The 12894-nt window shown below is 65.0% G+C and carries 10 protein-coding genes; 7 read left to right on the top strand and 3 right to left on the bottom strand.

What is annotated here, in order from left to right; translation table 11 throughout:
* Positions 1-97 precede the first annotated feature (97 nt).
* The 3 genes from Q0687_RS23300 to Q0687_RS23290 are packed head-to-tail and all read left to right on the top strand — an operon-like array spanning position 98 to position 2621.
* A complete protein-coding gene (locus Q0687_RS23300) occupies positions 98-1489 on the top strand; it encodes an MATE family efflux transporter (protein ID WP_298881919.1) in 1392 nt (463 codons plus the stop codon).
* Complete coding sequence (locus tag Q0687_RS23295; protein WP_298881916.1) at positions 1486-1974, top strand: DUF2867 domain-containing protein; 489 nt, start codon at positions 1486-1488, stop codon at positions 1972-1974. Before Q0687_RS23300 ends, Q0687_RS23295 begins: the two co-directional genes overlap by 4 nt.
* A complete protein-coding gene (locus Q0687_RS23290) occupies positions 1971-2621 on the top strand; it encodes a 2-hydroxychromene-2-carboxylate isomerase (RefSeq protein WP_298881913.1) in 651 nt (216 codons plus the stop codon). Before Q0687_RS23295 ends, Q0687_RS23290 begins: the two co-directional genes overlap by 4 nt.
* A 1-nt stretch (position 2622) precedes the next feature.
* On the opposite strand, the gene Q0687_RS23285 is transcribed toward Q0687_RS23290, so the two are convergent.
* Positions 2623-3738: an FUSC family protein gene (locus tag Q0687_RS23285; RefSeq protein ID WP_298881910.1), complete on the bottom strand. Its 1116-nt coding sequence runs from the start codon at positions 3736-3738 to the stop codon at positions 2623-2625.
* A 122-nt stretch (positions 3739-3860) separates the two neighbouring features.
* Between Q0687_RS23285 and Q0687_RS23280 the strand changes: the two genes are divergently transcribed.
* The gene (locus Q0687_RS23280) at positions 3861-5234 is read left to right on the top strand and encodes an MmgE/PrpD family protein (protein ID WP_298881907.1); all 1374 of its coding nucleotides are present in this window, start codon (positions 3861-3863) and stop codon (positions 5232-5234) included.
* Here the strand turns inward: Q0687_RS23280 and Q0687_RS23275 are convergent.
* Together Q0687_RS23275 and Q0687_RS23270 are read right to left on the bottom strand one after the other, a co-directional pair.
* The gene (locus Q0687_RS23275; RefSeq protein WP_298881905.1) at positions 5231-6658 is read right to left on the bottom strand and encodes a serine hydrolase; all 1428 of its coding nucleotides are present in this window, start codon (positions 6656-6658) and stop codon (positions 5231-5233) included. The two genes, Q0687_RS23280 and Q0687_RS23275, sit on opposite strands and share 4 nt — an antisense overlap.
* A gap of 149 nt (positions 6659-6807) precedes the next feature.
* A complete protein-coding gene (locus tag Q0687_RS23270) occupies positions 6808-7869 on the bottom strand; it encodes a helix-turn-helix domain-containing protein (RefSeq protein WP_298881902.1) in 1062 nt (353 codons plus the stop codon).
* A 318-nt stretch (positions 7870-8187) separates the two neighbouring features.
* Here Q0687_RS23270 and Q0687_RS23265 point away from each other — a divergent pair, with 318 nt between their 5' ends.
* The 3 genes from Q0687_RS23265 (at position 8188) to Q0687_RS23255 (ending at position 12819) form a co-directional block, all read left to right on the top strand.
* Positions 8188-9105 (top strand): pirin family protein, encoded by a 918-nt coding sequence (locus tag Q0687_RS23265; protein ID WP_298881900.1) that lies wholly within the window; start codon positions 8188-8190, stop codon positions 9103-9105.
* A 72-nt stretch (positions 9106-9177) separates the two neighbouring features.
* Positions 9178-10092, top strand: coding sequence for a phosphoribosylaminoimidazolesuccinocarboxamide synthase (locus Q0687_RS23260; protein WP_298881897.1), 915 nt, complete (start codon positions 9178-9180; stop codon positions 10090-10092).
* A 510-nt stretch (positions 10093-10602) separates the two neighbouring features.
* Complete coding sequence (locus tag Q0687_RS23255; protein WP_298881920.1) at positions 10603-12819, top strand: SulP family inorganic anion transporter; 2217 nt, start codon at positions 10603-10605, stop codon at positions 12817-12819.
* The last annotated feature ends 75 nt before the right edge of the window (positions 12820-12894 follow it).

Genomic DNA, 12894 nt, shown 5'->3' with positions numbered 1-12894 from the left:
CCCGTCTCGCCGCGATGCGGCGAGCCACCCTCTCCCACAAGGGGAGAGGGTAAAAGCGGGCCATGTTTTGGTCGCGCGGCTGTGCTAATGACCGGCCATGCTCGACAGCGTCCAACCACAACAGCCGGGGCAAACCGGCGTGCAAAGCCATCTCGCACTCGAATTCGTCGAGACGCTGCGGCTGGCGGTGCCGATGATGCTGACACAGCTCGGGCAGATCGCGATGATCACCAGCGATCTTGCGCTGATCGGGCGGCTCGGCGAGGATTCGGTCGCGGCTGCGGCACTTGCGCACACCGTCTACTTCGTCAGCTTCACCTTCGGACTTGGCCTGATGGCCGCGGTCTCGCCGCTGGCAGCCCAGGCGTTCGGGGCCGGCGATGTCAGGCGCATCCGCCTCTCCTTGCGCGTCGGGCTTTGGGTCGCGCTGCTGATTTCGCTGCCGATGATGGCTTCACCGCTTTATGGCGAGCACATCCTGATCGCGCTCGGACAGGCGCCGCATTCGGCCGCGCTCGCGCAGCGCTACCTGAATGGCCTCGCCTGGGGCATCGCGCCGGCGCTCGGCTTCATCGCGATCCGCAGCATGATGAGCGCCGTGAACCGGCCGCAGGCGCCGCTGTGGATCACGCTCGCGGCGATTCCTGCGAATTTCGCGCTGGTCTATTGCCTGATCCATGGCCTGTTCGGCCTGCCGGAGCTCGGCCTGTTCGGCGCGGGGCTGGCGACCACGCTCGTCAATCTCGGCACCTTCATCGCCGCGCTCACCATTGCGGCCTTGCGCAAGCCGTTCGCCGACTACCATCCGCTCACGCGTCTGTGGCGGATCGACTGGCCCTTGATGCGCCAGCTGATCGCGATCGGCGCGCCGATTTCGTTCTCGCTGCTGCTGGAATACGGCCTGTTCTCGTCGGCTGCGCTGCTGATGGGGCTGATCTCGACCACCGCGCTTGCCGCGCATCAGATCGCACTCCAGGTCACCGCGGTGCTGTTCATGGTGCCGCTCGGCATCGGCATGGCTACGACCGTGCGGGTCGGCCACGCCTTCGGCCGCGACGACCCGGCCGGCGTGCGGCGCGCGGGGCTGGTCGCGGCGGTGCTCGGGATTGCCTTCGTCTCGGCCTTGACCGTCGCCATTATCCTTGGCCGCTTCGAGCTGGGGCGGCTGTTCTTCGGTAGCGACGCGGCCAGCGTGCCGACAGTCGAGCTCACCGCGACCCTGCTCCTGGTCGGCGCGACCTTCTTCATCGCCGATGCGCTCCAGACCATCATGGGCGGCGCGCTACGCGGCATCAATGACACCAAGATGACGCTGGTGTTCGCCGCCATCGGCTACTGGTGTGTCGGCTTCCCGATCGCCTGGATGCTCGCGTTCCACGCCGATCTCGGCGCGGTCGGCGTCTGGATCGGATTGTCGATCGGATCGTTCGTCTATGCCGGATTGTTGATCTTGCGCTTCCGGATGCTGACGCGCAAAATCACGCCATGACAGGATCCGTTCGCGAAATCACCCCCGAGGTCGATACAGGCGCCGTGCTCTCAGGCGCGCAGTTCATTGACGCCTTTCGGGCAGAGATCGGCGCAGCACCGTTGACGGCTCGCGAGGCCTGCACCCTGATGGTGCTGCACGGGCCGCGCTGGGTCGATGTGCTGACGCGCCTGCGCAACATCCTGGTGACGCCATTTGGTCTGAAAAAATCGGGCGAAGGCGCGCCTGCGCCGGGCGGCCTGATCGGCCTGTTTCCGGTGCTAAGCGAGACGCCGGAACGGCTGATCGCCGGCTTCAACGATTCGCACCTTGATTTTCGCATCGTCGTTGAAGTGGCCGGCGATGCCGCGAGCCGCGAGGTCACCCTGACCACTCTGGTGAAGACAAACAATGTGCTCGGACGGAGCTACCTCACGCTCATCATGCCGTTCCACAAGCTCGTGGCCCGCAGCATGATGGGATGCATCGTCGAGCCGGTGCGATGACGCTGTCCGTCGACCTCTTCTATTCCTTTCGCAGCCCCTACAGCTATCTGGCGCTGCCGAGGACGCTGAAGCTGGTCGAGGAGTACGATCTCGCCGTCAACCTGCGACCAGTCTATCCGATCGCGGTGCGCGTGCCCGGCTTCTTCAAGAAGGCCAGTCCGCAATTCGCGCGCTACATCGTGCTGGACAGCCGCCGCGTCGCCGAGCACGCCGACATTCCATTCCGTTTTCCGCGGCCCGATCCGATCGTGCAGGACATGACGACGCTCGATGTCGCGGCGGAGCAGCCCTACATCCATCGCCTGACGCGGCTCGGCGCCATGATGCAGCTCGAAGGCCGCTCTTTCGCGTTCACCGCCGCCATCGCGCCCGTTCTCTGGGACGGCTCTGTCGCGGGCTGGAACGAGGGCGATCACCTCGCGCGCGCCGCCGAAAAGGCCGGCTTCGATCTCACTGCGATGGACGCAGCGATCAGCGCCGATCCTGACCGATTCGAGCAGGTGATCACGGAGAATGAGAAGGACCACGCGGCCTCGGGTCACTGGGGCGTGCCGACCTTCGTGTTCGAGAACGAGCCGTTCTTCGGCCAGGATCGCATCGATCTCCTGCTCTGGCGCCTGCAGGGCAAGGGCCTGACGAAGAGGTAGCTCACTCTGCCACCTTCACCGGTCCATCGGCTGCTGCCTCCGACCATTCGCCGACGACGCGATCGAGGTCGCAGAGATTCTGATGCATCTGCTCGAGCGAAAAGCCGAGCGCGAAGAAGCGCTCCGCGGTGTCGCTGGCGTGGCCGCGGATCAGTCCGTCCTGGCGCACGGCCGCCACCGCGTCGGAATAATGCTGAAGCGCGACATGCACCGGATGGATCGGCGGCGCGCCGCCGCCTTCGCGCAAGGCTTCGGCAGCGGATTTCAGAAAGCGCTGGATCGCAGCACCGACTTCGGCCAGCGGCACGGCGAGCCTCACCTGCACCTCGACCGGCAAGGGCACCACGGTGGCGCGGCCGATCATCACGACGTCGTGGCGCAGCCGCAGGATCGTCCGCAACAATGGTCCGGTGTCCGGACCGCTCGACAGCCGCGCCGAACGCTCGCGCTCGGCTTCAGTGCCGATGGTGTTCATGCCCACCATGGCGGTGCCGATGCCGTCCTGGATCCGATGCAGCGCATCGTTGTCGCGGCCGCGCGTCAGGCCGGCAAGCAGCTCGCCGAAGGCCTCCGCGATCAAATCGAGCAATTTCGCCGCACTGGCTCTGATCTGCCGGACCGCGCGCGAGGGCAGCACCAGGAAGGAGACGAGCAGCCCCGTCACAGCGCCGACCGAAACCTCGCAGACGCGGTCGATCGCCGAAGCCATCGGATCGGCATGATGCATCGACGGCAGCACCAGCACGATCACCGCCGTCACCGTCGCCGAGCTCAGGTTCGGATAGAGCGCTGCGAGGAAGGAAAGCGGCGCCACGGCCAGCACCAGCAAGCCCAACAGGCCGAGTTCACTGGAATAAGGAATCAGGATGGCGATGGCGCCGCCATAGATCGCGCCGCCGATCGTGCCGAGCATGTAGTCACGCGTCGCCTTCAGCGAGCGGCCGACGCTCATCTGGGTCACGATGATGGAGGTCAGCACGGCCCAGAGCGGCAACAGCAGATGCAGCGCGGTGGCGAGCGCATAGGCGCCGGTGGCCGCGACGGTGACCCGGACCGCCAGCCCCAATTGCGTTCTGCGCGACCAGGCCCGGTCGAACAGCTCTCTTGCTGAAATCATCGTCTGATGTCCCGGTCCGATCCCATACGCCGACCAAAAGCATGGCTGATGCCCGCGGCCCCAAGGCCGCTTGAAAGGCAAAATCAGCCCGCCTAACTTGCCGGCCAAAACGAGGAAACACGATGGCTCACGAAACCGCAACGCTCGCCGCCTATGTCGCCGACCTGAAATACCAGGATATTCCGGCGGAGGTGCTGGATCGCGCCAAGGTGCTGACGCTGGACTTTCTGGGCAGCGCGATCCGGGCGCGGCGCGAGGCCGAGTCCACCCCGTCGCTGCTGAAGATGCTGGAAGCGCTATCGCTCGACACCAAGGGCGAGTCCACCGTGTTCGGCGATTCCAAGACCTGGACGCCGGCGGTGGCGGCGCTGCTCAACGGGGCGCTCGGTCATTCCCTCGATTTCGACGATACGCATGCGGATTCATCGCTGCATCCGAGCGCACCGGTGGTTCCGGCCGCCTTCGCCGTCGGCGAGATGGTCGGCGCGTCCGGCCGCGATGTACTGACCGCGATCGTTGCGGGCTATGAGGTGTGCTGCCGGCTCGGCAACGCGCTCGACCCGACCTCGCATTATGCGCGCGGCTTCCATCCGACCGCGACCGCCGGCACCTATGGCGCGGCAGCGGCGGCGGCAAAGCTGTTCGGCCTCACCGAGCAGCAGATCATCGCCGCCTTCGGCGTCGCCGGCAGCCAGGCGGCAGGCTCGCTGCAATTCCTGGTGAACGGCGCCTGGAACAAGCGCTACCAGGTCGGCGCGGCCGCGATGAACGGCGTGATCGCAGCGACCCTGGCGCGCAACGATTTCGTCGGCGCAACGGAATCGGTCGAAGGCAAGCATGGCCTGCTCGCCGGCTACACCGACGACGCGCATCCCGACAAGGCTGTCGCCGGGCTCGGCAAGACCTACGAGACCATGAAGATTGGTGTGAAGCCCTATCCGAGCTGCCGCTACACCCACGCCGCGATCGACGCGCTGATCGCGATGCGGCGCGAGCACAATCTGACGCCCGACCAGGTCAAGCGCGTCGAGATCGGCCTGCATCGCAACGGCATCACGCTGACGGGCGATGCCGCCACCAAGCGGCATCCGACCTCGATCGTCGGCGGCCAGTTCTCGATGTTCTTCACCGGCGCGCTCGCGCTCGACCAGGGCTCGTTCGGCTGGGACGACTACGCCAGACTCGGCGATGCCGCGATCGACGCGCTCGCCGACAAGTTCGACGTGGTGCAGGACGACCGGCTTGAGGTCGGCCGCACCCATCCGTTCGGCGCCCGCGTCAGCATCACGACCGACGATGCCGTGCATGAGCGGCTCTATGCCGATCCGTCCGGAGAGCCGACCTCGTTCCCGGACGCGCAGGCCATGCAGCAGAAATTCCTGACGCTGGCGCGGCCCGTGCTGAATGCACGGGCCGACAAGTTCGCCGACGCGATCATGACGCTGGAGCGGTTCGATCGCGTGGCCAAGGCGACTGAGCTGGGAAGGCAGTCTTAGTTTACCCCGGCTAGCTTGCCCGTCTCTCGCGTGACTGCCACGACGTCGCGCACGAGATCGAACACGCCGTCCACTTCAGGCGGCCAGTTCTGCGAGCGGCCGAGGCGCACGATCACCAGCTTCTGCGAGGGAATGATGATCGTGTACTGCCCGATCGTGCCCTTGGCGAAGAAGGCATCGCGCGGCCAGCCGTGCCTGGTGCGAAACTTTGCGCCAAAGCTGTCGCCCTGGTTGGTCCAGAAGCCCGCGCCGATGCCGACCCAGCCGTTTGGCGTGGCGGACGCGGAATAGTTCACCCAGCCCTCCGGCAGGATACGCTTGCCGCCGGCGACGCCGTCGTCGAGATAAAGCTGGCCAAAGCGCGCCCAGTCGCGTGCGGAGGCCATCATCTCGCCGGAGCCCTCGATCGTGCCTGACGCGTCGAGCTGGAGCGTGACGTGGTTCATGCCGAGCGGCGCGAACAATTCGCGGCGCGCGAAGGCCAAGGCATCGGCGGGCTTGCCGCCGGCGGCGTTGCGGATCAACTGCGCGAGGATGAGGAAATTGCCGTCGTGATAATTCCACGCCGTGCCCGGCGCAGTCGCAAGCGGCGCGCGCTCGGCAAAGCTCGCCATATCGTCCTCGGCGTATTTCATCGTGTTGACCGGCTCGAGCACCGAGCCAAGCTTGGCCTCCAACGAGCTTCCAAGCGCAATGCCGGCGGTGTGCCGCAGCAATTGATCGACAGTGATGGCGTGGCGGGGATCATCGGGGTTCTGCCAGGCGGCGATTGGCGCGGGCCCGTCGAGCTTCAGCTTGCCCTGGCGCACCAGGATGCCAGTCAGCGCAGACATCACCGACTTCGTCATGGAGAAGCCGAGCAGCTGCGTCTGTGGCCCGATGCCGTCGGCGTAGCGCTCGGCGATGATGCGGCCGGCCTTCATGACGACGATCGCGCGGGTGCGGCGATAGGGCTGCTGGGCGGGCTCAGTGAAGGCGCGGTCGAGCGCGGCGGCGAGGCCCTCGCTTTGCGGGGCTACGATGGCGGGACCTGCAATCTCGGGCAGCAACGCAGGCTGCTTGTCGTCGGGCGGCAGAGCGACATCGGCGATCCCCTGCCCATGCTCGAGCGTGCAGCCGAGCCTGTCGCGATAGACGGCGTGGCTGCGGCCGATGCCGAATAGGGACACCGTGACATCCTTCCTGCTGCGATCGACCTGAAGATCCATCGCCCAGGTCAGCAGACTGGCGCCCGGCATCGCGTCGGTGGTCTCGACGAGGTCGCGCCTGACATCGAGGCCAGAGACGAAAATCTCCGAGCAGAGCGTGTGGGCGATGAAGCCCGTGGCAACCTTGGGCACGTCACGTGCCCGCGCTGCGCCGAGCGCGAGGCCGGCACAGGCGATGGCTGACGTGAGGAGGAGGATTTTGCGGCGGCGGGTCAAAGGCTTTTCTCCGGTTCGAGGCGGGTGCCGGGAAAGGAGCCAGATGGGGTCAGAATGCGCTCGCCGGATTTGGAAAATGACCTAGCTGAAAGTGGCCCGAGGCTGGTCGATTTCAAAATTCTTTTGTGATTTCAGAGACCTATCAAGCTCTAAGCCGCTTCGGCCTTGAGGCGGCGGTATTCCGTCGGCGTCACGCCGGTCACGGCCTTGAAGGCGCGGTTGAAGGGACCGAGCGACTGGAAGCCGGCGTCCATCGCGATGGTGATGACGGGAACCTCGGCCTGGCTGGGATCGGCGAGCGCGGCCTTGGCTTCCTCGATGCGATGGTTGTTCAGGAACACATTGAAGTTGCGGTAGCCGAGCCGCTGGTTGATCAGCCGGCGCAGCCGGTACTCCGGGATCTTCAGCCGGCCGGCCAGCACGCCGATGGTGATGTTCTCCTGGCGATAGATCCGCTCGTCCGCCATCAGCCGCATCAGGGCATCAATGAGCCTTTGATCGGCGGTGTCATCGGCCGCAGGCTGGCTGAACACATCAGGCGGCGCGGGCTCCACTGCCGCCGGAAACAGATCCGCCCCGTCAACGCGCATCATGGCATAGACGATCGCCGCGACGGTGCAGGTGAGCGCGCCGGCATTGATGGTTTCGGCAACAGCGCCGACATGCTGGCCGGCGACCGCGATCTGGAGCACCGCGTTCAATCCGCCATAGAGTGCGATGGCGCAGACGATGAAGACGCGAACACGGCGGCGACGCTCGACCAGGTCGGCCGGCCAGGAGGCGATCATCTGTCCGACCGCAAGCGCGATGAAACCAAGCACGATCAGGTTGACCATCGTCACCGAGAACCGTACATGGCCGCTGGGTGCAATCCAGACACAGCCCGCGAAGCTGTAGGCCGTCACCAGCCCCCAGATCAGACCGTGCCACCAGCGCAAGCGAAACTCGTCGTCGAACAGGGCGCGTGTGAACAGCCAGAACACCACGATGGTGCCGGTCGATATTGCGATCAGCGGTGCATGCCAGAGCGGGACCCGCGACGTGACGTCCAGCGAATAGCTCGACGCATGCGCAACCGAGCCCAGCACGAAGAACGCGCCGAGGCGAGCTGCGAGCACGTTGCGATAATCATGCAACAGCGACACCGCCAGCATCAGCAGCAGCGCGACACTGGCGGCGCGAAAGGCGAGGTCGAGGGCGGCTGCTGTCATCGAAGGCTGTGATCGATCACCGTTGCGGTCGACCGAACATCGTTCGTTGCGTCCATTTTTTCAAGGACCATCCGCGCACCACACGCACTCTGTCATCGCCCGGCTTGACCGGGCGATCCAGTACTCCGAGACAGCGGTGATTAAAGCGAGGGGCCGCGGCGTACTGGATCGCCCGCCCCAGTGCGCAAGGGCGCACAAGGCGGGCGACGACAGCGGAGTGCGCGGCACCGCCGCACAACATCCAGCCTCGGCCTTAGTCGCGACGGCGATACGAAATTCTGCTACGATCGAGCCCAAGAAAGCCAAAAGGAGCCCACCATGAGCTGGCAACCCTCCAACGATCCCGTGCTGGGCGATCCCATGTCATGCGACGCGCTCGATCTCGTCATCGTGCCGCGCACCCGCGATCTCGGCGACGGCTTCGAGGTGCGGCGGGCGCTGCCGCATGGCAGGCGGCAGATGGTGGGGCCGTTCATCTTCTTCGATCATTTCGGCCCGGTGCAGTTCGTCTCCGGCAAGGGTATGGACGTCCGACCGCATCCGCATATCGGCCTTGCCACCGTCACCTATCTGTTCGACGGATCCATCATGCATCGCGACAGCGAGGGCAACGTGCAGGAAATCGCGCCCGGTGCGATGAATCTGATGACTGCGGGCCGCGGCATCGCCCATTCCGAGCGCACGCCGGATGCGCAGCGCGCCTCGGGCCAGAAGATGCTCGGCCTGCAAAGCTGGATCGCGCTGCCTGAAGGCTCGGAAGAGATCGATCCCTCGTTCCAGCATTATGCGGCCGGTGATCTGCCGATGATCTCCGAGCGGGATTTCACCGCGCGGGTGATCGCCGGATCCGCTTTCGGCATCGCCTCGCCGGTGAAGATGGTCTCGCCCTGGTTCTACACCGAGGTCACGGCCGCCGCCGGCGCGATCGTGCCGCTCGACCCAGACCATGAGGAGCGCGCGATCTATGTCGTCGACGGCGAGGTCGAGATCGCGAAGGAGCGCTACGAGGGGCCGCGGCTGCTGATCTTCCGCCCCGGCGACCGCATCACCGTGAGGGCGCTCAAGGCGACGCGGATGATGTTTCTCGGCGGCGATGCATTGGAAGGTCCGCGCCACATCTGGTGGAATTTCGTCTCCTCCAGCAAGGAGCGGATCGAGCAGGCCAAGCAGGACTGGAAAACCGGGCGCTTCGCTGCGGTTCCGCAGGAACATGAGTTCATTCCGCTGCCGGAATAGGCTAATCCGGCTTTCGGCCGTGCCATCAGGCGCGGCCGGATTTCTCGCGCGAACGCCCCGAAAGCTCTGCCCATGACCACGATGCTCTCCAGCGACCTGCCCCTGACCAAGATCGGCCGCGGCAAGGTGCGCGATATCTACGCCGTCGACAACGACCGCCTGCTGCTGCTCACCACCGACCGCATCAGCGCCTTCGACGTCGTGATGGGCGAGACCATCCCGATGAAGGGCGCGGTGCTGACCCAGATCAGTGCGTACTGGTTCAATAAGCTCGAAGGCATCGTGCCGCATCACATGATCAGCGCCGACACCGACGAGATCATCACGGCCGTACCGGCGCTTAAAGCCCACCGCGACGAGATCCTCGGCCGTGCCATGCTGTGCAAGCGCACCACCGTATTTCCGATTGAATGCGTGATCCGCGGCTATCTCTCGGGATCGGCCTGGAAGGAATATGCTGGCTCAGGCACGCTTGCCGGCGAGAAGCTGAAGACCGGCCTCGTCGAGAGCGAGAAGCTCGAGCCTTCGATCTTCAGCCCCGCGACCAAGGCCGAGACCGGCCACGACGAGAACATCACCGTCGCGAAGATGCGATCCGTCGTCGGTGACGACGTCGCCTACACGCTCGAGAGCATGACGCGCGCGATCTACACGCTCGGCGAGGAGCTGGCACGCGAGCAGGGCATCATCATCGCCGACACCAAATTCGAGTTCGGCCGCGACAAGGACGGCCGCATCATCCTGATCGACGAAGTCATGACGCCGGATAGTTCGCGCTTCTGGGCGGTCGATGCCTACAAGCCCGGCCAGCCGCAGGCGAGCTTCGACAAGCAGCCCTTGCGCGACTATCTCGACGCCGAGCGCCGCGCCGGCCGCTGGAACGGCGACGCCCCGCCGCCACCACTGCCCGCAAGCGTGGTGGATGCGACCAGCAAGCGGTATCTTGAAGCGTATCGGCGGGTGACGGGAAAAGAGCTGAAGATTTAGGCTCGTCTGCTGCCTCTTACTCCGTCATTGCGCGCGAAGCGACTTGTCCGCCGAAGCCTTTGGCGAAGGCGGAAGCAATCCAGACTGCGCCGCGGCGGGATTCTGGATTGCTTCGTCGCATCAGCGCAAAATTGCTGCGCAATTTTGTCGCGAGCATCCTCGCAATGACGCGGAGAGGCCGGCGCGTCTCGCCTCGCTCACCAAGCCCGTCGTCGTCCTGGACAAGCGAAGCGCAGATCCAGGACCCATCACCCCAAGAGGTGGTTTGGCGGTGACTCGCGGTTGTCAGCCCGTGCCAGACTCCTCCCTGAGGTAATGGGTCTGTCCTGGCTTTCGCCAGGACGACACCGGATGGCAATTTCGGTTTTCCCCCTTAGCCATATGATTGGCCGTTCACACGCAGACTCCGGCAGAACTGTCGGATACTTCATATTTGCAAGAATCCTGTTGCGCTAGGCTCGCGCTCGTCTACCTCTCCGGATGGGAATTTTCATGAGCGAGTTTCAGGACGTGACAGATCCGGCAATTGGCTTCGGTCCGATCGCGGGGATCAACCCGTCCGTCAAGCGTGCGCTCAATGATATGCTCGGAGGAGGTGCGGCGAGCGTCCTCACCGTAACGTTCGGCCTGTCCTATTCGCTGCTGATCTTTGCCGGCCCGCTCTCGCCCTATCTCTCCTACGGCATCGCTGCAACCTTCGTCAGCTCCGCGGTACTTGCGCTCGTGATCGGGCTCGGCAGCTCGCTTCCTTTCGCGATCGCTGCTCCCGACAGCTCGACCGCTGCCGTCACCGGCATTCTTGCGGCTTCGCTGGTCGAGCGCATCGAAACGGCCAATCCATCGGCACCCCTGCTCTCTCCGGTCCTGATCACGCTCGCCCTGTCGACCGTGCTGACCGGCGTCGCGCTGTGCGGGCTGGGCCTGACGCGGATGGGTCGCGCCATCCGCTACGTGCCCTACCCCGTGGTCGGCGGCTTTCTCGGCGCCACCGGGCTCCTGATCGTGATGGGCGCGATCCGCGTGATCACCGGCCATCCCGTGCAGTTCTCGACATTGCTGCACTTCATCAACAGCGTCACGCTGTCGGAGCTCGGCGCCGCCTGCGCGATGGCGCTGGTGCTGTATCTGACCTGGCACCGCTCGCGCAGTCCGTTCGGATTGCCGATCATCCTGATCGGCGGCATGCTGACGGCGCATCTGGCATTCTGGGTCACGGGCGTCTCGCTCGACGAGGCCCGCGCCATGGGCTGGACGTTCCAGCCGCCGCCGGCTGCGGCCTTCATGGTGCCCTGGCACATGGACGGCTTCATCCACTATCCCTGGTTCGCGGTGCCCGACCTGCTCGGCAACCTCGTCGCCGTCATCTTCGTCACCGCCTCCAGCACGCTGTTCAACACCACCGGCATCGAGGTCGCGGTGCATCGCGAGGCCAATCTGGAACGCGAGCTGAACATGACCGGCGTCGCCAACATGCTGACCGGCGCACTCGGCGGCTATGCCGGCTGCATCTCGGTCAGTCGCTCGATCCTCAATTTCTCGAGCGGCGGCCGCGGACGCCTGTCCGGCCTCACGGTCGCAGCCATCTCGCTGCTGATGCTCGCGGTCGCGCCGGAGCTGCTCGGCTTCATGCCGAAATTCGTGCTCGGTGGCTTGCTGCTCTATCTCGGCGCCGACCAGCTGCACAAATGGATCATCGAATCGCGCAAGCGGCTGTCCAGGCTCGAATATCTGTCGCTGATCGCCATCATCGCGATCATCGTCGTCTGGGGCTTCGTGCCGGGCATCCTGATCGGCGTCATCATCGGCTGCGCGACCTTTGCGTTCAGCGCGGCGCGGGTGGAATCGATCAAATACAGTTTTGACGGCTCGGAATATCGCTCCTCGCTCGACCGCTCGCGCGACGACCAGGAGGTGCTGCTGGCCCATGGCGGCAAGATCCAGGGTCTCAACCTGCAGAGCTATTTGTTCTTCGGCTCCGCCAACCGGCTCTACCAGCACGTCAAGCTGCTGCTGCACGAACGCCCGGAGTGCCGCTATCTGCTGTTCGATTTCAAGCTCGTCACCGGCGTCGATTCCTCCGCCGCCTACAGCTTCGCCCAGATCAAGCGTAGCGCGGCCGATCTCGGCGTCGAGCTCGTACTGGTGCATTTGTCGGCTGCGGCCGATAAGGTGCTGCGCTCCAGCGACTTCATCGGCGACGGCGTCACCATCATTCCAGAGCTCGATCGCGCCCTGGAATGGTGCGAGAACGAGATCATCGCGCAGCACCAGGGCCTGGCGCAGGAAGAAGCCAGCCTGCGCGACTGGTTCGCTGGCATTCTCGACAGCGAGGACGATGCCGACGAGCTGATCCGCCGCTGCCAACGCATCGAGGTCGAGGCCGGCGAGATCATCGTGCAGGCCGGTGATCCCGCCGATTCCATGCTCTTCATCCTCGACGGGCGCGTCGGCATCATGGTCCCCGCCGACGACGACCGCACCACGCGTGTGCGCAGCCTGGGGCGCTACACCACGATCGGCGAGATGGGCCTGGTCTCACACACGCCACGCAGCGCGACGATTCAGGCCGAGGTCGACAGCGTGCCCTACGTGCTGAACACGCTCCAGTTCGATGAAATCAAGCAAGAAGATCCCGCACTCAGCCACAAGCTGCTGACGTACTTCGTGTCTGTCATGGCCGAGCGGTTGACATTCGCTAACAGGACGATTGCGGTGCTGCGGCGGTGATTGATCCGCAATTGCTCAAAGTCGTCATGCCCGGGCTTGTCCCACGGCTGTCCGGTTTAGATTTTCTGGACAAGG

Origin of the sequence: uncultured Bradyrhizobium sp. (assembly GCF_936928535.1) — a bacterium.
Taxonomy (GTDB): domain Bacteria; phylum Pseudomonadota; class Alphaproteobacteria; order Rhizobiales; family Xanthobacteraceae; genus Bradyrhizobium.
Note: the sequence above shows the minus strand (reverse complement) of the source record. Positions and strands in the feature narration are given on the sequence as shown.

Excerpts from the sequence above, each read along its gene's own strand:
- Q0687_RS23300 (WP_298881919.1), top strand. The coding sequence starts at position 98 with ATGCTCGACAGCGTCCAACCACAACAGCCGGGGCAAACCGGCGTGCAA.
- Q0687_RS23295 (WP_298881916.1), top strand. The coding sequence starts at position 1,486 with ATGACAGGATCCGTTCGCGAAATCACCCCCGAGGTCGATACAGGCGCC.
- Q0687_RS23290 (WP_298881913.1), top strand. The coding sequence starts at position 1,971 with ATGACGCTGTCCGTCGACCTCTTCTATTCCTTTCGCAGCCCCTACAGC.
- Q0687_RS23285 (WP_298881910.1), bottom strand. The coding sequence starts at position 3,738 with ATGATTTCAGCAAGAGAGCTGTTCGACCGGGCCTGGTCGCGCAGAACG.
- Q0687_RS23280 (WP_298881907.1), top strand. The coding sequence starts at position 3,861 with ATGGCTCACGAAACCGCAACGCTCGCCGCCTATGTCGCCGACCTGAAA.
- Q0687_RS23270 (WP_298881902.1), bottom strand. The coding sequence starts at position 7,869 with ATGACAGCAGCCGCCCTCGACCTCGCCTTTCGCGCCGCCAGTGTCGCG.
- Q0687_RS23265 (WP_298881900.1), top strand. The coding sequence starts at position 8,188 with ATGAGCTGGCAACCCTCCAACGATCCCGTGCTGGGCGATCCCATGTCA.
- Q0687_RS23260 (WP_298881897.1), top strand. The coding sequence starts at position 9,178 with ATGACCACGATGCTCTCCAGCGACCTGCCCCTGACCAAGATCGGCCGC.